The following is a 19,079-nucleotide window of genomic DNA, read 5'->3' as shown; positions in this document are numbered from 1 at the left end:
GCGGCAGTCGCTGGAAAGTCCTCGTGCTACGAGCAGGTTACTGTTCCGCCGGTCTATGGATATGTCGAGAAACGCGTGCTGGTTCAGCCGGCGCACTCGGAGGTCGTTGTGACACCGGCGGTTTATGGGGTGAAGCATCGTCGTGTGGTGGTGAAGTCTGCCAAGTCGTTTTACCAGAAGATCGCACCGATTTATCAGACCCGGTCGAGGCGTGTCATGGTGCAGCCTGCATCGGTACGCTGGGAATATCAGTGGCGTCATGGCAGACAGGTCCTCTGCAAGATTCCCCATCCCCCGGTCTATCAAACGGTGCATGAGAAGGTTCTTGTGCGACCCGGCCAAAAGGTCCGTGTGACCGAACCTGCGGTTTACGGAACCGTTCAAGAAAGCGTTGTGGTGCGGCGGCCAAGCCGGCAAAAAGTCCGGCACCCCGCAATCTATAGAACAATCAGTCAGAGGGTGCAGATTCAGCCGGCTCGGGCCGAATGGCGGCCTATCCGTTCACGCTGCCAGAGCTGATGACTTGACGATTCTCGTTCACAAAAAAGCATGGCTGATATGAAAATGGCGTCAGGAGTGCTCCTGGCGCCATTTTGAATTCAATCGTCACTCAACGGCTTCAAAGGGATCTGAAGCGGTGAGTCGGAAGACCCTTGTGGCCATGTCCTTCCACCAGGAAGAGCGAACCGGACAGACTGTCGGGGCCTTCGCCACCAGGCTGCAGGCTGGTCACTACCAGCTGGTCGAGATTGGTGCCGCAAAAGCAGGGCATCGTCGGTTTCGGAACCGGCATCGCGATTGCGTGGATTTGGCTGCCATCTGGTGCAAAGCAATTGAGTACACCAGCGGAAACGCCGGCACTCCAGTAGTTGCCCTCAGTGTCGATAGTGGCGCCATCGGGGCGACCGGTTTCATTGGTTTGCTGGACATAGAGCATCTTGGCGCCCAGAGAACCGCTCGCCGGATCGAAGGTATAGGCCTCGACCCAGCCGGGGCTGGAATCCGAATGGTACAGCCATGTCCCGTCCGGTGACCAGGCGAGGCCGTTGGAGACCTGCAAGCCGTCACGGATATGGGAGACTTCGCCTGTTGCATCGACCCGGTAGAGGTTGGCAATCGGTTCGCGCGGGCTGGAAGTGTCCATGGTTCCGACCCAGAAGGCACCGTCCGGACCAACCTTTCCGTCGTTCAGGCGGGTTTGTGGCAAATCAGATTCGATTTCTGCCAGTGTGGTCTTCTCGCCGGACTGGGGATCAAACAGGATGATCTTGTCCCAGACAGCGACGATCAGCCGTCCGTCATCGGTCAGCCCGAAGGAGCCAACTTCATTGTCGAAGGAGTAGGTCTCGATGGACTTGCTCGTCCAGTCCATCGCCTGAATGGTGTGGCCTTGAATATCGGCCCAAAGCAGTTTGTCGGTTTTCTCGTCCCAAGTTGGACATTCAGCCAAACTGTAGGCCGTCTCGATGAGACGCGAAATATGAAAGGTCACCTGTTGCTCCGGTGGTGGCTCAAAACGAGCGAACTATAGCCCGAGGGTCTGCGCCCGTCGACCAGCTTGTTGTGTCGGGGAAGGCTCACTACAGCTGTCGCAGCAGAAGGCCCTCATGCAGGTCAAACCACTTCGGCACGGTAACGGTTCCATAGCACCGTGAGGCGCGTAGACCAACGGGTCCGGAGTTGTGGCTTCTGAGGGAAAGGCGTCTAGGGGCACCTCACCTTGTAGGTCGTGCCATCCTGGTCGCGGGCAATGCAGTTACGCGGCGAGGTCACAACGCCAATCAAGCCACCACCAATGGCGCCGAGGGCTGCACCAGCCAGAGCTGCACCTGCCGTCGAGCCAGCAACGCCACCAATAACGGCACCACTTGCTGCACCGAGACCGCCGCCGATGAGCATGCGGTCACGTTGGCTGTCCGTATTGGATATGCAGCCGGAAAGGCCCATGGCAAGAGCAAGGGCGAGAACGGTTGAACCAGTCAGATGCTTCATGTGTCTTGTCCATCAGGAAAAACGAATCATCCGAAGTGTACAACTGATCCCGCCCTTGTCAGGACTGGTAATATTAAGGGCATACGACCCGGTAAGCACGGCCGTACTGGTCGTATGCAACGCAGTTCTTCGGCGTGGTAGCCGAGCCGACAATGGCTCCACCAGCAGCACCGATTGCTGCGCCGACAAGTGCCGGCCCAACGCCGCCGCCAGCTGCTGCACCAACGACAGCACCGGTAGCGCCGCCTAGACCTGCGCCTACCAAGGCACGATCGCCCTGGCTGTCAGACTGACATGCAGCGAGGAACATGGCGGAAACGCCGATTACAAGAAGTCTCTTCATCGAGAATCACTCCAATTACCCAACGTGAATTTCCCGGATAATGGTTCGAGATCGGCGTTTTGGCAATCATATTACGGGCAGGAAACGCGGTAAGGGTTGCCTGCGCTGTCATAAGCGACGCAATTCTTGGGTGTTGTTGCAGAGCCGACGATTGCACCACCAGCTGCACCAATTGCTGCCCCGGCAAGAGCGCCGCCTGCTGTTCCGGATGCGGCTGCTCCAACCGCTGCGCCGGTTGCGCCGCCAAGGCCTGCGCCAACAAGAGCACGGTCGCCCTGGCTGTTCGACTGACAAGCGGCGAGCATAAGGGTCGCAGCGCTAACGATCAGGATCTTTTTCATGTCTCGGGAACTCCCATTGGTCTTCATAAGTAGCTTGTTACCAGCTCAGTTGACCCCAACTCATGTTTGCGGCATCGATGGGGCAGCCGGTGTTCCGGGAGAGTAACGCCCGATCTACGCGGAAGTTGCGTCGCTCATGAGAAAGACCGCCTCCTGGAACCAGGTTTCGGCCTTATCTCATTGTTTCAAAAGTTTAATTCGACTTCTGAAAAAGCGCCAGAAGACCGCGTGTCGAGCTGTCCTTGCCTTCGGCTGAAATTTTTCCCTGAAGCATTGGTTGAAGTGCCAGAGCGAGTTCCTTGCCCAGTTCAACCCCCCACTGATCAAAGGAATTGATTCCCCATATCACGCCTTCCACGAAGACGCGGTGCTCGTAGAGAGCGATCAGGCGGCCCAGGGTGAAGGGCGTCAGGCTTTCGTGGACCAGCGTTATGGAAGGTCGGTTGCCTGGAAACACCTTGTGCGGGGCAAGGGCTGCGATCTTGTCAGGTCTCATGCCTTTTTCGGTCAGCTGTGCCGTCGCTTCTTCCAGGGTTTTTCCGAGCATCAGGGCCTCCGATTGCGCCAGACAGTTGGCGACCAGAAGTTCATGGTGATGGCCGAGGTCTGCTTCATGGCCGTTGAGTGCGATGATGAATTCACACGGGATCACCGTCGTGCCTTGATGGATCAGCTGGTAGAAGGCGTGCTGGCCATTCGTGCCAGGCTCGCCCCAGACGAGCGGGCCTGTCTGTTCGTCGACCGGAGTGCCGTCGAGTTTTACCTGCTTGCCATTCGATTCCATGTCGAGCTGCTGCAGATAGGCCGGGAGGCGCGACAGGCGCTGGTCGTAGGGGAGAACAGCACGGGAGGAGTAGCCGAGAACATCGCGGTTCCACACACCGACCAGTCCCATCAGAACTGGAAGGTTCTGGTTCAGCTCGGCATCCTGGAAGTGCTTGTCCATTGCGTGAGCGCCGGCCAGGAAGTCAGCGAAGGCATCCGGGCCGATTGCGAGCATCAGGGGCAGTCCGATGGCAGACCACACCGAATAGCGCCCGCCGACCCAGTCCCAGAAACCGAAAACGCGGCTTTCGTCGATGCCGAATTCGCCGACCTTTTCCAAAGCGGTGGAGACTGCGGCAAAGTGATCGCCGACGGCCTCTTCGCCCAGCGTTCCCGCAATCCATTTCCGCGCGGTTTGCGCGTTGGTCATGGTCTCAATGGTGGTGAAGGTTTTGGACGCGACAATGACCAGAGTGGTTTCCGGGTCCAGAGCGTCGAGCGTATCGGCGATATGAGCGCCATCGACATTGGACACATAATGCAGCGCCGGGCCATCGTGATAGGGGCTGAGGGCGAGTGTCGTCATTGCTGGGCCAAGATCTGACCCGCCGATGCCGATGTTCACCACATCGGTGAAGGCCTGACCGCCGGATCCGGCGATTTCGCCGGAGCGAATGCCATCGGCGAAAAAAGACATGGCGTCGAGTACACCCCGGATATCCGGCATGACATCCTTGCCACCGACCACGACGGGATCATCAGACTGGTTGCGCAGAGCGGTGTGCAAGACTGCGCGGCCTTCAGTGCCGTTAATCTTCTCGCCGGCAAACATCGCGTCGCGGCGCTCTGCGACCCCTGCGTCTTTGGCCAGCTGAAGAAGGAGATCGAGAGATTTCTGGTCGATGATTGATTTCGAGTAGTCCAGCAGCAAATCCTCAAACCGGGCGGAGAACTTGTCGAAGCGCTCAGCGTCGGCTGCAAACATCTGCCGCAGGCTCTGCTCCTGGAGGCTTTGTGCGTGGGTCTTGAGGGCGCCGAAACGATCTGGGCTGGCCATGGGATGTTCTCCGGTCTGGGCGTGAAATGTCAGCCTGGGAGAGAGGCTGCGATCATGAAAAACTGCTTAGCATGCAATGCAATAAAGCCCTAGAGGCGGAGCCTATAATTTCGCGGTCAACGGGCCTCAAACCGAATTTCTACTGCTTCACCAGATTGTCGGGAATGCTGGACTTCAATCGATTTAGCTCGCAGCCACTCCAGAGCGGCCGCGAGCTGTTGGGTCAGGTCAGTTGATTGGCGCGAGAAGTTCGGGCGCTGTTACCAATTGGCGTACGCCGTGGGAGTGGTCTTCCTGGAAGACGTTGCCAGATTTGGCCCACTCGTTGAGCGAGTTTATGTCGAGCTTGGCGCATTGGGGGCGCACAGACCATGTCACCTGGAAGGGCGAGCAGATCTCCTGGGTGAAGCTGGTCCCGGTGGTTGATCCTGCAAAGACCACCGGCTCGCCGGTACCTGCGGGCAGGGCTTTGGGTTGGTGCAGCCCGGCGACCAACTGGCCGCGGTAGGTATAGTCCATGAAGTTCAGGGCACTCTTGTTGTTGGCGACCAGGAATACCTGCGATTCCACGCGCAGTTCGGGATTGGTGCAAGCCTTGGTCAGGCAGGAGCCCAGGCCTTTGCCAGGTGTCACCTGACAGGAGGTGTAGACCCAATGGACTTCGATCGTGTCGCCGGGTTTTACCCCATGGTAGGCCATTGCCGCATGATCGGGTTCGACCAGTTCGGCATCCGTCAGACGCTTGGAGTCGTTGCACTGGTAGCCTCCGTGATCGCCGTCACCGGCGAAAATGGTGAAACCTGGGCCCTTGTGCTCTGCGTTGGTGTGCGTGTGGATGTTGCAGAGGTTCAGTTGTGTTGGTTCAGGGGCCCGGGAAAAATTAATTGGATTGCTTCCGGTGGTGTCGGATATGTCCCGAGGCGTCTGGGGTCCAAACCCCTGGCACAAGTTGGCTGACAAGGCGGTGGTCGCCGCGAGGCTGAGGCTGAAGATGCCCAAGCAGAATGTTATTAAATAATGCATTTTTTCATCCCTTAAACGACGCCATGATCGCGGCGATGCTCTTTTTGGAATCGGTGTTTACGCAAACGCGCAAAAGACTACCTTGAAAAAATCAGCCTGGCTTTATGTCAAACTTGACGGTGTTTGGCGAAAAATCGCCGGAAACCGTTGGCTAAGCACTTGTTCATGTGTGTTAATATTGTGGAAACTGATCTTCCATAAAACTACCAATAGTCTTTCTGGGAGCGTTTGCCTTCATGCCGTCAATTGAGGCCCTGCACGAGCGAGAGCAAAGCGGCGAGCCGGTTCTCGTTGTTGACTTCGACAATTTATGCTGCGTTGAAGCCACTGTCGAGAATGTCAGCGAGTGGGGGTGTCGCCTGTCGGGTCCCGATATGGGCGAGCTCCGCAAGAATATTGGCATTCGGGTTCCAGGTATCCTGAGGCTCATCAGGGGACAGGTGACGGCCGTAAAGGGCGAACTCGCCTCTATTATCTTTCCGAAAATCGAAGAAAAGCTCTCGGACAAGCGGCGGGAACGGAGGAATACCGTCAAGATTCCGGTGACAATCAGTGACCGGGAAGGCGTGACCGAAATCAAGGGCACCATCATCGATGCTGGTCCGAATGGCTGCAAGGTACTGGCGAAGGATCTGACCAGCCTGCCGGAAGAGGTCGTTCTTCATATCAAGAAATTTGAGAAACCGGTCCTTGGCGAGTTCGCCTGGCGCAATTCCACGTCCGCAGGTCTGAGACTTGTCTGGGAAGATGGGGAAATGCCAAGCGAATAACGGAGGAGGCTTCCGTTATCCTGGTCTGGCGTGTTGGTGCTGCCTTGCGCGGCCGCCTCTCTACGACAAGCGGCCGCGCTCAATTTATCTGCCTGTCAGAGCCGCTGCAGCCCGGGCACGCTCTTCAATTCCAGCCCAATCTTCATTCGCAATGGCCTTGGCATCCGCAATCCAGGAACCACCAACGCACAGAACATTCGGCAATCCCAGGTATGTGGGCGCCTTGTCCAGAGAAACGCCGCCGGTCGGGCAGAATTTTGCGGCAGCCAGTGGCGATGACAGGGACTTTAGATAAGCCGCTCCACCTGCCTGTTCTGCCGGAAAGAATTTCAGCCGCTCGTAGCCGCGTTCCAGCAGGTACATCACTTCCGATGCAGTTGCGGCGCCAGGCAAAAGGGGCACATCGGCAAAAGCATCGGCGATATCGAGCAGCGTCGGCGTGGCGCCAGGCGATACGATGAACTGGCTGCCGGCGGAAATTGCCTTTTCATATTGAGCGGCAGTCATCACGGTTCCAGCGCCAGGGATGGCTCCTTCGACGTTGTCTGCAACGAGTTTGATGGCTTCCAGTGCGCGCTCGGTGCGCAAGGTGATTTCAATAACCGGCAGACCACCACGCACCAGAGCTTCGGCCATTGGCACGGCTTTGGCGGGATCCTCCACGATCAGAACGGGGATGACCGGAGCTGCGGTCATGATGGCTTCGGTCTTTTTGATATTCTGGGGCATGTTTTTTCCTTGAAATCGGCTTGCGGGATCAGTTCCCGAAAACATGTGCGCCGGCGTCGGCAGCGCCGACATTGGCGCGGAAGGCGGCAAAGAGGTCACGGCCAATGCCGAACTGATGGCCGCTCAGATCCTGGGTCGCCAGCTCACGCGCGTTGAACTCTGCCTCTTCGACAAGCACCTTGAGTTCTCCGGTGGTGGCATCGACAACAATCATGTCACCATCCCGGATCTTGGCAATAGGGCCACCGTCGGCTGCTTCAGGCGTTACATGAATAGCGGCCGGTACCTTGCCGGAAGCGCCCGACATGCGGCCGTCTGTGATCAATGCGACCTGATGGCCACGATCCTGCAGAATTCCAAGAGAGGGCGTGAGCTTGTGCAGCTCTGGCATGCCGCAGGCCTTAGGCCCCATGAAGCGCACAACAGCAGCCACATCTCCGGTGAATTCCTTGTTGGCAAAGGCCGCCAAGAATTCCTCCTGGGTGTGGAACACGCGCGCAGGAGCCTTGATGATGTGGCGTTCCTTGGCGACTGCTGACGTCTTGATCACCGCCTTGCCGAAGTTGCCGGAGAGAACCTGCAAACCGCCTGTCGGTTGGAAAGCCTTGTTGAAAGGCGCCAGAACGTTCTCGTCGCCGGAGACCGCCGGAGCAGCTTCACGAACAACATTGCCTTCTTCATCAAGCTTGGCCTCGACGGTGTAGCCGGAGAGATCCGTGCCGTAGACGGTTTTGACGTCCTGGTGCAGGTAGCCTTCGCTTAGAAGTTCACGGATCATGAAGCCGAGGCCGCCTGCGGCCTGGAAGTGGTTCACGTCGGCTTTGCCGTTGGGATAAACGCGGGCCAGCAGCGGTGTGACATCGGACAGATCGGAGATGTCGTCCCAGGTCAGCTTGATGCCGGCGGCATTGGCCATGGCCACGAGGTGCATGGTGTGGTTGGTCGAGCCGCCGGTGGCATGCAGGCCGATGACCCCATTGACGATGGCTTTCTCGCTGATGACTTCGCCTGCCGGGGTGAACTCATTGCCAAGGGCGGTAATTGCCAGCGCCCGTTTGGCGGCTTCCCGGGTGAGGGCCTCGCGCAGGGGCGTGCCCGGATTGACGAAGGAAGCACCGGGCATGTGCAGGCCCATGATCTCCATCAGCATCTGATTGGAGTTCGCCGTGCCATAGAAGGTACAGGTGCCGGGGCCGTGATAGGACTTGGATTCGGAGGCGAGAAGCTCATCGCGCCCGACCTTGCCTTCTGCAAACAGCTGGCGCGTCTTGGCCTTCTCGTCATTCGAGATGCCGGTGGTCATCGGACCGGCGGGGATGAAGATCGCCGGGAGGTGCCCGAAAGACAGGGCGGATATCACCAGTCCGGGAACGATCTTGTCACAAATGCCGAGATAGACGGCCGCGTCGAACATCTGGTGCGACAGGCCGACTGCCGCAGACATGGCAATCACGTCGCGGGAAAACAGCGACAGCTCCATGCCTTCCTGGCCCTGGGTGACACCGTCGCACATGGCGGGTACGCCACCGGCAACCTGAGCCACCGCATTCACTTCATGAGCCGCCTGACGAATGATATCGGGGAAGTGCTCGTAAGGCTGGTGGGCGGAGAGCATGTCGTTATAGGCGGTGATGATGCCGAGGTTGGGCACCACGTCGCCAGCCAGCGCCGCCTTGTCGGAAACGCCGCAGGCGGCGAAACCATGGGCCAGGTTTCCGCAGGATAGGCGGGAGCGTTTCGGGCCCTGTTCAGCAGCCGCATGCAGCCGGTCCAGATAGGCAGAGCGTGTGTCATGACTTCGTTTGGCAATACGTTCGGTGATCTCACCAATGCGCGCGTGAACTGTCATGGTGTTTCAGGTCCTCTCCTGTTCCAGGACTCAGCCTGACGGGGCAGGGAAGGTGCCGTCAAGGCTTTGCCTGAATTCGACCATCTCAAGGTCGCTTGCAGACGATTTAATCGATTTAAATGTCTGCTACAAGACAATGGCGGCGCGTCCCGCCCCCAATCTTGAAGCAGTCGTAAAGAGCGATGGCTGGTCCCAGCATGTGCATCGGGACCAGCGCAGGCGATGTCTGGGGCTAGCCCTCTTCGGACCAGGTGCGTCCGTCTCGTTCGATCAGTGCGATTGAAGCGGAGGGGCCCCAGGTGCCGGCGGTATAGGACTTCGGCGTGTCCTTTGAGTTTGACCAGGCCTCAAGGACCGGATCGATCCAGGCCCAGGCCGCATCGACTTCATCACGTCGCATGAACAAGGTCTGGTTGCCGCGGATTACGTCCATGATCAGACGTTCGTAAGCATCCGGATTGCGTACCTTGAAGGCTTCGGCAAAGCTCATGTCGAGCGGCACCTGTCGCAACCGCATGCCACCGGGGCCCGGGTCCTTGATCATCACTTTCATCTGCACCCCTTCGTCGGGCTGCAAACGGATGATCAGGCGGTTGGCGGAGATGTCTCCGGCCTCATCGTCAAAGATCGAGTGCGGGATCGGGCGGAACTGCACCACGATCTCGGAGACACGCTGGGCAAGGCGTTTGCCGGTGCGCAGGTAGAAGGGAACCCCGGCCCACCGCCAATTGGCGATCTCGGCTTTCAGCGCAACAAAGGTTTCGGTTTGGCTTTCCTCGCCCAGTTCGTCGAGATAACCCTCGACGGCGCCACCGGCTGAAGCGCCTGCGCGGTACTGCCCGCGAACGGTCAGCTTGTCGTAGTTGCCGCTGGTGATCGGCGAAAGCGCCTTGAGGACCTTGAGCTTCTCATCGCGAACGCTGTCGGCATTCATCGATTCTGGGGCTTCCATGGCAACCAGGCAAAGAAGCTGGAGCATATGGTTCTGCACCATGTCGCGCAGCGCGCCTGCTGTGTCATAATAGCCGACGCGATTGCCAACGCCGAGGGCTTCGGCAACGGTGATTTGCACGTGATCGATGTGGGCAGCGTTCCACAGCGGCTCGAATAGGGCATTGGCAAACCGCAAAGCCATCAGGTTCTGAACGGTTTCCTTGCCAAGGTAATGATCGATACGGAAAATCTGGTGTTCTTCGAAGACCTTCCCGACTGTCTCGTTCAAGGCCTTGGCCGAAGCGCCGTCCTTGCCAATCGGCTTTTCGATGACGACCCGAGATTTTTCAGTAACAAGGCCGGTAGCACCGATGCCTTTGCAGATCGTGCCGAAGAGATCGGGACCGACGGAGAGATAAAAGGCGCGGATAACATCGGGGCGATCGTCGAGAACGGCCTTCAGATCGTTCCAGCCATCGCCTGAACCAAGGTCAACCTTGACGTAGACGAGAAGTTTCAGGAAGCGTGCGAGTTTGTCCGCTTCGACATCAGAAACGTGCTCGTTCAGGGCCTCTTCGGCCCAGTTGCGGTATTCGTCCGTTGAATAATCCCGACGAGCGGAACAGATCACTCGGGCCGCTTCCGGCATCTGACCGTCCGCGAAGCGATGATAGAGGGCAGGCAGCAACTTGCGATGCGCCAGATCTCCGGAAGCTCCGAAGACAACCAGATCGAATTCGTCCACTTCAATGACGCGTGCCGACATGTTCGTGCGGTCCTCATTTGGAAAAGAGTCGCTGGGCTTTTAAATCGGTTTAATCCGTCTGTCAGCAGCTCATCGCACTTTTGCCGGGTTTCCCAACGCGATCCCGGCAAACAGCGCGGCCAAGGCTGCATGACAGCGCTGCAGTGCGCTGGCCGTTTGTGCGAGAAAAGACGGTTCGCAGGCACTTCGTCAAGGCTGCTTCTTCATCGGAGCTAGTGTGAGCGCCGTTTTGCCTATTTGTTTTGCAGAAAAAGTTGTGCCTGCAAGGCCTTGGAGAACCTTGCGGGCTTTTCGGCAAAAGTGATCTCCGATCAGCCAGCAGTCGTTCGGCTTTGCTCGGTCAGGAGGGCAGATCTCGGTGCATATCGTTCCAGCAAGGGAAGGGCCGCCGCCGCAGTCAGGGCAGCATTTTCGCCGAGATATCCGAGCCGGATATCTTTTCTTGGCGCGGAGAAGTTGGATTGGGGTGTCAGGCTGGTGCTCAAGGTGCGTACGAACCTGTCCATCTGTGGGCGGGTGCCTGTTCCATTCACCAAGACGGTCTGCAGGTTCAGCATGTCCATCAGTGCGCTGAGCGGCTGGGCCATGGCTCTAGCGCAAGTTTCTGGCCAGTCGTCTCGGTGTGCCGGCTGAGGTTGGGCTGGTAGCTGGTTGCCGGAGAGTGTTGTGCTGGAATTCGGTACCTGGCCGGGACTGCTCATGGCCTGGGGGGCAGTGTTTGGCCGGGGCGCTGGAAGTGCGCCTGAAAAGCTGGGCAGATGCATGAGGTCGGCGGGAGAGCCGCCAGCACGACGCAAAAGGTCATCCCCTACCAGAAAGGTCCCGGACAGACAGTCTCCAACAAAGATATGGGCGAAGTCGCTGTGGATTTTTCCGAAGTAGGCTTCTGCGCGGGCGGTGGCAATGCGGTCCTCTTCAAGCAATGTCCTGTAGCCGGTCCGGTCGTGGAGGGCCTGACAAAGCTGGTCGAGAAAATCCTGCAAGCTGTCGTTTCCGGTTTTCTGGAGTCCTTCGTAGCTGAGCCCGATGCCTGCAATGCGGGAAGACAGGGCGGCGCGGTAATCCTTGAGCAGGGCAGAGATCTGACGGGATAGAAACTCGGCGGTTTCTTCGGCAGAGAAGGTGTGCAGCTCCGTCGTGTTAGAGGAGATCAGGCTGCCGGCGAAATCAATGAGGCCGACGTCTGCCCGCCCCGGTGTTATGTGAATTCCCAGTCCGTAAGCGCCAGTCGCGGCTAACTTTAGCAAGGTGGCTGGTTGTCCTCGGCTGCCATCACGGATGCGGCCGACTTCCTGGATCAGGCCATCCTTGTCGAGCGCGCGTATGATACCCCCGATAGCAGCGTTGGTCAGGTGTGTGGCGCGCGCCAAGTCGGCCTTGGAGGCTTTTTCCCTTTCGCGAAGCAGATGCAGGACGACGCACTCGTTAAAGCGCCGAACATGTGCCGAATTTGAGCCTCTGCTGTTTTTAAGCTCACTCAATGACTTCTTCTCCCAATAGTCGTTCGATCAAGCTGTGTGTTCAGTGCCGGAAAGGAATTTCCGGTGCAGGAAAAGTCAGCGTTGATGCCGAAATATGGCCGTTGAATTCCGCCTGCTTAAACGTCTTGGGCCATTTCGTTGTAGCCCTGCGCTTCCTCTCCCGATGATCCTCCACTTCACCGTTACGAGTTCTGTTCCTTAAAGTAAGGTAATATAATTATAGGTCAGGTCTACACTTTGTTTTGCGGTTTGGGAGTTTCGGCTTGTTATTTTAAGCAAATATGACAGTTTATTTAATAAATATGCTTAAGTTAAGTGTTGTGTGTGCAGGCTAGCTGCTTGCAACTGTTGGGGATTTCCAAGCTCTCACTGGACATCTGTAGGAAGGTGGTCTTGATGGTAGGAGCAGGATGAAAAACAGCATCGGAAGAGCTCATGACCACGACCGACACCCAGGCCTTTCTGGGAAGAGCAATTGCGGCAGGCAGCGGTGTGGAGCCGGCAGACCTCGTTCTCAGGAATCTGCGGGTGTTCAACGTATTTGATGGATCTTTCCGCGAGGGTGACGTTGCAATTGTTGGCGACCGGATCGTTGGCGTCGAGGACCGATACGATGGCGCGGAGACCTTCGATTGCGGCGGCCGCATTGCCGTTCCCGGGTTTATCGATACACACCTGCATGTCGAATCGTCGCTGGTCACGCCTTTTGAGTTTGATCGATGCGTGTTGCCCCATGGGGTGACCACGGCGATTTGCGACCCGCATGAAATCGCAAATGTGTTGGGCTCCGAAGGCATCCAATACTTTTTACGTGCTTCTTTGCAGACGGTCATGGATCTCCGGGTAAACCTGTCGTCCTGCGTTCCTGCGACAGCTTTCGAAACAGCTGGCGCCTGTTTGGAAGTGGAAGACTTGTTGCCCATGCGTGACCACCCAAAGGTCATCGGATTGGCGGAATTTATGAATTTTCCGGGCGTTCTGGCGCGGGACCCAAAGGTTTTGGCGAAACTCGCAGCCTTCCAGGATTGTCATATCGATGGCCATGCGCCGTTGCTGGTGGGGCAGGGGCTGAATGGCTATCTTTCTGCAGGGATCCGTACGGATCATGAGGCGACGACTGCCGCGGAGGCTTTGGAGAAGCTGGCGAAAGGGATGCACATCCTGATCCGCGAGGGGTCTGTCTCCAAGGACCTAGATGCGCTTGCTCCGATTCTGACGCCGGATGTCTCGGCCTTTATTGCTCTGTGCACCGATGACAGAAATCCGCTGGATATCGCGGAAGAAGGTCATCTGGACTGTATGATCCGCCGTCTGATTGCCAAGGGCATCAGGCCTCTTGATGCTTATCGAGCGGCCAGCTGGTCGGCAGCGAATGCTTTTGGCTTGAAAGACCGTGGTCTGATCGCGCCTGGGCGCCGGGCGGATATTGTTCTCCTGGACGATTTCGAAGACTGCCGGGTTGGAGACGTCATAAGTGGCGGGCGCATCGTGCGCGAAGAGCTTTTTGCTGCGCGTGAAGAGATTGCCCCTGTCGGACTGACCAGCGTTCATGCCGACAAAGTGGACAGTTCTGCCTTTGAGATTCTGGCTGAGAACTCTCCGGCCAGGGTGATTGGTGTCGTGCCGGGGCGGATTATCACAGAAGATCTTTCAGCAACGCTGACGGTCAAGAACGGGCAGGCACAGATTGACGTCGGACAGGATGTTCTGAAAGTGGCGGTTGTTGAGCGGCACAAGAATACCGGCAATGTCGGCAAGGGCTTCGTCAGCGGGTTCGGCATGACCAGGGGGGCGATTGCGTCCTCTGTCGGGCACGATAGCCACAATATCTGCGTGGTCGGTGCGAATGAGGCTTCGATGGCTGTTGCGGTCAACCGGGTGATCGAACTGCAGGGCGGTTTCGTCGTTGCGGACGACGATGAAGTGACTGCGGAATTGGCCCTGCCGCTGGCCGGCTTGATGAGCCTTGAGTCGTTTGAGGTTGTCAGAACGCATCTTGAAGACTTGCGGGCCGCCGCCCGGGAACTGGGCTGCACCCTGCCGGAGCCGTTCTTGCAGGTGGCTTTTCTTCCTCTGCCGGTTATTCCGCATCTGAAGATCACCGACATGGGGATGTTCGATGTAAATCGGTTTCAGCTGATCGGCACCTGACGCCACCTGGTGCCTATACACTGCAGGGTTCAGATTTCATCCACAGGGGCGGTTTGAATAGCTGCAGTGCAGCATAAAAAGTCAGCCGGGTTCCCTTACGTTGCTGGTTGACGTTTAGGGAAGCCTGTGGCCATCTCGATGAGATAAGGCCCTTCGGGAGGAGGGGTCCCTGCAAGCTGCGTCACCGCAGTCTCTGCTGCTGATGATCACAAGAATGCCGCGTTTACACGGCAAGTATCAGCGGCTTCAGGGAGAGGAGGCGTTTTGATTGGAGAACCAGATGACTGGTGCGGAGGAGTGGTGCGCTGCCTTTAAGGCGCGCCCGGTTCATGAATACCTGGAAGAAACGGTCAAGCAGTTCGGCGATCGTCCGGCGGCCGACTTCATGGGCAAGATCTGGACCTATCGGGACTATGGTGTTGCCGTCGACCAGGTGGCAGCCGGGCTGCAGGGCCTTGGAGTCAAACCTGGCGTGAATGTCGGTCTGTGCCTGCCGAATGTCCCATATTACAGCATCTTCTACTTCGCCATTCTGAAGATCGGTGCGACGGTCGTGAACTTCAACCCGCTCTATGTCGAGCGTGAGATCGCCTTTCAGGCGCGCGATGCGGATGTGCGCATCATGGTCACGATGGATCTGCGGCTGATCTACGACAAGATCGAGGCAATCCGCAAAGAGAAGGTTCTGGACAAGATCATCGTCTGTCCGATGACCGAGATCCTGCCTCAGCCGAAAAAGCTCCTATTCGAGCTCTTCAAGGGCAAGGAAGTAGCGGATGTCGCTTCCGATAGTGGGCATGTCCATTATGCAGAGTTGCTGAGTGCCGGTGGACAGCCGACGCCGGTTGAAATCGATCCGGAGAAAAGCATTGCGGTGCTGCAATACACCGGTGGGACCACGGGCGTGCCGAAGGGGGCCATGCTCAGTCATGCCAATCTGAGTGCCAATATCGAGCAGATGGTCGATGTCTTTTTCTGTGCCGAGAAAGGCAAGGAGAAGATGCTGTGCGTTCTGCCATTCTTCCACGTTTTTGCAATGACGGTGAGCCAGAATCTGGCGGTCGTTCTGGGTGCTGAAATGGTGCTTCAGCCCCGGTTTGAATTGAAGGCTCTTCTGAAGGCGGTCAAGCGCAAGAAGATTTCCTTGTTTCCCGGTGTTCCGACGCTCTTCACGGCCATCAACAATTCCCCGATGACAGCGAAGTATGACCTCAGCAGCATCAACATTTGCCTGTCCGGCGGTGCGCCTCTGCCTGTTGAAGTGAAGTCGGCTTTTGAGAAACTGACGGGCTGTGTGCTCGTGGAGGGCTATGGCCTGACAGAAGCCTCGCCGGTCTGTGCCGTCAACCCGCTGGACGGGTCAACCGTTGCCGGGTCGATCGGGCAGCTGGTGCCTGGAACTGCTGCGGAGTTTCGCGCACTGGACAATCCGGAAGCCTCTGTTGCACCGGGGGAGAAGGGCGAGCTGTGCCTGAAGGGTCCGCAAGTCATGCTGGGCTATTGGAAGCGACCGGATGAGACCTCCAACACTATCGACGACCGCAGCTTTCTGCATACGGGCGATGTGGGCTACTGCGATGAGAATGGGTTCATCTATCTGGTCGACCGTATCAAGGATCTCATCATCTGCTCGGGATACAACGTCTATCCGCGGGTGATTGAAGAGGCGATTTATCTGCATGAAGCAGTGGAAGAGGTGATCGTCATCGCCATTCCGGATGTCTACCGTGGTCAGTCTCCGAAAGCTTTCATCAAGCTCAAGGATGGCGCACATGCGGATATCGAGGAGATCAAGGTTTTTCTCAAGGGCCATCTCAGTTCGATTGAGCTGCCACGAGAGTATGAGTTCCGCGATAGCTTGCCCAAGACAATGGTCGGCAAGTTGTCAAAAAAGGAGCTGGTGGAGGAAGATGCGAAAAATCGGGCGATGGCTGATTCTGCCGCATGAGACAGGTTTGCTTGCTTTTGCGCGCAATATTGCTTAACGGACGGAGGACGATTACGGAAACCCTCCATGCTTGAAAACTTGCCACGTTTTCTCACGACCCGCGAATTCGCGGATCTCATCCGCGTAAAGGAACGCAAGGTCTATGACCTTGTGGCGACCGGGGATGTGCCGCACAGTCGTGCGACCGGAAAATTGCTTTTTCCGCGAGAAGCGGTTCTGGCCTGGATCGAGCGCTGCGGCGAGGCTCTGGTCTCCGAAAGTGAAGCGCCACCGGTCATGCTGGGATCGCATGATCCCTTGCTGGAATGGGCAATCCGAGAGAGCGATTGCGGACTGGCTTGCCTGTTCGATGGTTCACTGGATGGACTGGCGCGCTACGAGCGAGCAGAGGGCATTGCTTCGGGTTTACATGTGCCGAACCAGTCGGGCGAAGGCTGGAACACGGAACAGATTCTGACAGGGTTCAGTTACAAGCCCATCGCCTTGATCGAGTGGGCCAAGCGCTCGCGCGGGCTTATTCTACCGCCGGGCAATCCATTGGCTGTTCATTCAGTCGCCGACTTGCGGGGCCGCAGGGTTGTCCGCCGGCAAACCACTGCTGGCAGCCACATTCTACTTCTACGTGAGCTGGAAACTGCCGGGATGGGGCCTCAGGATGTCATTCTGGACGGATCCATTGCCCGCGACGAGCGTGAAGCGGCGCAGGCCGTGTTCACTGGTGAAGCAGATGCGGCGTTCGGCCTGGAAATGGCTGCACGACAAAGTCGATTGTCCTTTGTTCAAGTTCGCCAAGAGCGCTTTGACATTGTCATTGGCCGGCGTGATTTTTTCGAAATGCCCTTTCAGCGTCTGCTCAGGTTTGCCCGGACGGACCGCTTTCTCGAAAAGGCCGAAAGTCTCGGTGGATACGATGTGACCGAGCTCGCATCGGTGCATTTCAACGGCTTTTAGAGCGGTCTGAACAGCCGCAAGTCTAGTTGTTGTAGCCTCGCCCTTCGGCAGCGCGAGCCAGCTGGCGGCCCCGCACGGCTTCACGCCGGATGGTGTAGAGGCTTGCCAGAATAATCAGCCCGGCTCCGATCAATGTCGTTGCGCTGGGCCATTGGCCGAAAACCAGAATGCCAATTGCACTCGCATAGATCAGCCTGGAGTAGTCCAGGGAGGCGATGGCTGTTGCTTCACCGGCGCGGAAGGCACGGATGTTGCTCATTTGGCCAGCCCAGGAGACAATTCCAACAGCAGCAAGAAGGCCCCATTCCTCGAGTGTCGGCGTCGACCAGGTGTAGATAGCCGGGCCGGTCATGAGGATGCCGACGCAGACTGCCTGATAGGTCAGAATGGTTGTCGGGCTGTCGGTGCGTGTCAGAAAGCGAATGATGATGGACACCAATCCGGCAGCTGCCGCACCGATGATGGCCAGCAGCGCATTCGGGTCGACGAGGCCTTCGCCACCTGGGTTTAGCATCAAGAGAACCCCGAGGAAGCCGGCGATGGTCGCACCCCACCTATGAATACCGACGGTCTCTCCGAGGAAGAAGATCGCGAAAATCGTGATGAAGAAGGTCTTGGAGAAGCCAAGAGCTGTGGCATCGGCGAGTGGCAGTTCAATGACTGCGGTGAAGCCACACAGCATTGCAATGGTCGCGAAGAACACGCGGGCAGCCTGCAGGTCTGGACGCTTGGTCTGCAAGGAGTGCGGCAGGTTGCGGATAATGGTCGGCGCCACGATCAGCGCCATGACGCATTGGCGCACGAGCAGGATCTGGAAAACACTGAGGTCGGAGCCGAGCAGCTTGATCAGGGTCGACATGATCGTGAAGAGGAAGGCAGCTTGCAGGATCCACAAGGCGCCGATGGTATTGGGTGGCAGTGCGTTCAGGAGAGCCCTCAAGGTGCCAGACCGTCTTTGGCCGTGAACCTCGCTCGTGTTTGGGCGAGGAGGGGCAGGGTCTGAACCGTCAGCGGTCATACGGGAGGGTCCTGAAGGTTGGCAACTGTCCGACCACACCCGAGATGTGGACTCGCTCACAGTTTTGATAAACGTGTGTAGCGCGATTTGGTTGCGTGGGTTTTAAAAAATATTTTTTCGCAGTCTGCCGGGTGCCAGCCTGCTTGCCGAGCGGCGGCTGGCGTTATAGCCAATAAGACTGGTTTCAGGTTGCGGGAGGCGGTCATGCAGAAAATTCAGGTTCAGGGTGTGCATCACATCACTCTTGTGGGGGCGGATCGGCAGACGTCCATCGACTTCTGGGAGGGCCTTTTGGGGATGCCTTTCGTTTTCGAGCAGCCCAATCTGGATAATCCCAAGGAAAGCCACCTCTATTTCGATCCGGGTGACGGACGGTTGATCACCATTTTCACCAATGAAGATCGTGGGCGCCCGGCTGTTTCAACACCTCAGGAAATTGGCTGTGTGCATCATCTGGCGCTCTCCGTTTCGCAAGCGACCTTCGGACAGATCGTTGAACGGCTGGACGCTCATGGGGTCTCGCACAGTGGCCCCAAGGATCGCGGGTTCATGGACAGCATCTATTTTCGCGATCCGCTGGGCTTTCTTGTCGAGCTCGCCTCATATCGGTTTGAGCCGCCGGAAGGTGTGCCACATGCAGAGGTTTTGCTGGAGGCGCACAAGATCCGCGTTGCCAAGGGGGATTACAATATTCAGCCTGTGCATCTGGCGGATGCCATCGAGGCACTGACCCTTCACCGCCGTCGCAGCCTCTCGGATGATCGAGCTCCGAAAGCCCCGTTCAGCGGAAACTGACCATCATGATTGCCCTTGCTTTTGCCGTGTTTTCCTAAAAACTATCTCGGTGGTGAAACAGTTTTACCGCCGTCCTGCCCCGGCAGGAAAGGCAGGGCTGGCGGCATTCGGGGTGCGTAGGGTAAGCTCATCCTCAACATGCCAGGGTTCTTAATCCTCGGCTTTCA

At 57.5% G+C, this 19,079-nt stretch carries 16 protein-coding genes; 5 read left to right on the top strand and 11 right to left on the bottom strand.

Annotation, left to right across the window (positions count from 1 at the left end):
- Positions 1 to 619: 619 nt before the first annotated feature.
- From J0X15_RS00180 to J0X15_RS00155, 6 genes are all read right to left on the bottom strand, one after another.
- Complete coding sequence (locus tag J0X15_RS00180; protein WP_206937124.1) at positions 620 to 1,492, bottom strand: SMP-30/gluconolactonase/LRE family protein; 873 nt, start codon at positions 1,490 to 1,492, stop codon at positions 620 to 622.
- Positions 1,493 to 1,704: 212 nt separating this feature from the next.
- The gene (locus J0X15_RS00175) at positions 1,705 to 1,992 is read right to left on the bottom strand and encodes a hypothetical protein (RefSeq protein WP_206937120.1); all 288 of its coding nucleotides are present in this window, start codon (positions 1,990 to 1,992) and stop codon (positions 1,705 to 1,707) included.
- A 73-nt stretch (positions 1,993 to 2,065) separates the two neighbouring features.
- A complete protein-coding gene (locus J0X15_RS00170) occupies positions 2,066 to 2,335 on the bottom strand; it encodes a bacteriocin (protein ID WP_206937117.1) in 270 nt (89 codons plus the stop codon).
- 71 nt (positions 2,336 to 2,406) lie between these two features.
- Positions 2,407 to 2,676, bottom strand: coding sequence for a glycine zipper domain-containing protein (locus J0X15_RS00165; protein WP_206937114.1), 270 nt, complete (start codon positions 2,674 to 2,676; stop codon positions 2,407 to 2,409).
- A 193-nt stretch (positions 2,677 to 2,869) separates the two neighbouring features.
- Complete coding sequence (gene pgi / locus J0X15_RS00160) at positions 2,870 to 4,498, bottom strand: glucose-6-phosphate isomerase (protein ID WP_206937112.1); 1,629 nt, start codon at positions 4,496 to 4,498, stop codon at positions 2,870 to 2,872.
- 228 nt (positions 4,499 to 4,726) lie between these two features.
- A complete protein-coding gene (locus J0X15_RS00155; protein WP_206937109.1) occupies positions 4,727 to 5,521 on the bottom strand; it encodes a delta-class carbonic anhydrase in 795 nt (264 codons plus the stop codon).
- Positions 5,522 to 5,757: 236 nt separating this feature from the next.
- Between J0X15_RS00155 and J0X15_RS00150 the strand changes: the two genes are divergently transcribed.
- Entirely contained in the window at positions 5,758 to 6,291 is a 534-nt protein-coding gene (locus tag J0X15_RS00150) for a PilZ domain-containing protein (RefSeq protein WP_206937106.1), read from the top strand.
- Positions 6,292 to 6,375: 84 nt separating this feature from the next.
- On the opposite strand, the gene eda is transcribed toward J0X15_RS00150, so the two are convergent.
- The 4 genes from eda to J0X15_RS00130 all read right to left on the bottom strand — a co-directional run bounded on the left by eda (position 6,376) and on the right by J0X15_RS00130 (position 12,049).
- Positions 6,376 to 7,020, bottom strand: a complete 645-nt coding sequence (gene eda, locus J0X15_RS00145) for a bifunctional 4-hydroxy-2-oxoglutarate aldolase/2-dehydro-3-deoxy-phosphogluconate aldolase (protein ID WP_206937102.1) — start codon at positions 7,018 to 7,020, stop codon at positions 6,376 to 6,378.
- Positions 7,021 to 7,048: 28 nt separating this feature from the next.
- On the bottom strand, positions 7,049 to 8,869 hold the full coding sequence (edd, locus tag J0X15_RS00140; protein ID WP_206937099.1) for a phosphogluconate dehydratase: 1,821 nt from the start codon (positions 8,867 to 8,869) through the stop codon (positions 7,049 to 7,051).
- 232 nt (positions 8,870 to 9,101) lie between these two features.
- The gene (gene zwf, locus J0X15_RS00135; protein ID WP_206937096.1) at positions 9,102 to 10,568 is read right to left on the bottom strand and encodes a glucose-6-phosphate dehydrogenase; all 1,467 of its coding nucleotides are present in this window, start codon (positions 10,566 to 10,568) and stop codon (positions 9,102 to 9,104) included.
- 311 nt (positions 10,569 to 10,879) lie between these two features.
- Positions 10,880 to 12,049 (bottom strand): winged helix DNA-binding protein, encoded by a 1,170-nt coding sequence (locus J0X15_RS00130; protein WP_206937093.1) that lies wholly within the window; start codon positions 12,047 to 12,049, stop codon positions 10,880 to 10,882.
- Positions 12,050 to 12,484: 435 nt separating this feature from the next.
- Between J0X15_RS00130 and ade the strand changes: the two genes are divergently transcribed.
- From ade to J0X15_RS00115, 3 genes are all read left to right on the top strand, one after another.
- On the top strand, positions 12,485 to 14,200 hold the full coding sequence (ade, locus tag J0X15_RS00125) for an adenine deaminase (RefSeq protein ID WP_206937091.1): 1,716 nt from the start codon (positions 12,485 to 12,487) through the stop codon (positions 14,198 to 14,200).
- 280 nt (positions 14,201 to 14,480) lie between these two features.
- Positions 14,481 to 16,148 (top strand): long-chain-fatty-acid--CoA ligase, encoded by a 1,668-nt coding sequence (locus J0X15_RS00120; protein ID WP_206937086.1) that lies wholly within the window; start codon positions 14,481 to 14,483, stop codon positions 16,146 to 16,148.
- A gap of 66 nt (positions 16,149 to 16,214) precedes the next feature.
- Entirely contained in the window at positions 16,215 to 17,099 is an 885-nt protein-coding gene (locus J0X15_RS00115) for a helix-turn-helix transcriptional regulator (RefSeq protein WP_206937083.1), read from the top strand.
- A gap of 22 nt (positions 17,100 to 17,121) precedes the next feature.
- On the opposite strand, the gene J0X15_RS00110 is transcribed toward J0X15_RS00115, so the two are convergent.
- Positions 17,122 to 18,039 (bottom strand): DMT family transporter, encoded by a 918-nt coding sequence (locus J0X15_RS00110; protein ID WP_209014975.1) that lies wholly within the window; start codon positions 18,037 to 18,039, stop codon positions 17,122 to 17,124.
- Between the two features lie 282 nt (positions 18,040 to 18,321).
- On the opposite strand from J0X15_RS00110, the gene J0X15_RS00105 reads away from it, so the two are divergent.
- Positions 18,322 to 18,912: a VOC family protein gene (locus J0X15_RS00105; RefSeq protein ID WP_206937078.1), complete on the top strand. Its 591-nt coding sequence runs from the start codon at positions 18,322 to 18,324 to the stop codon at positions 18,910 to 18,912.
- Positions 18,913 to 19,079 lie beyond the last annotated feature (167 nt).

It is taken from the genome of Roseibium limicola (genome assembly GCF_017313085.1).
Taxonomy (GTDB): domain Bacteria; phylum Pseudomonadota; class Alphaproteobacteria; order Rhizobiales; family Stappiaceae; genus Roseibium; species Roseibium limicola.
The sequence above is the reverse complement of the archived record's forward strand: the minus strand, read 5'-3'. Positions and strand labels throughout refer to the sequence as shown.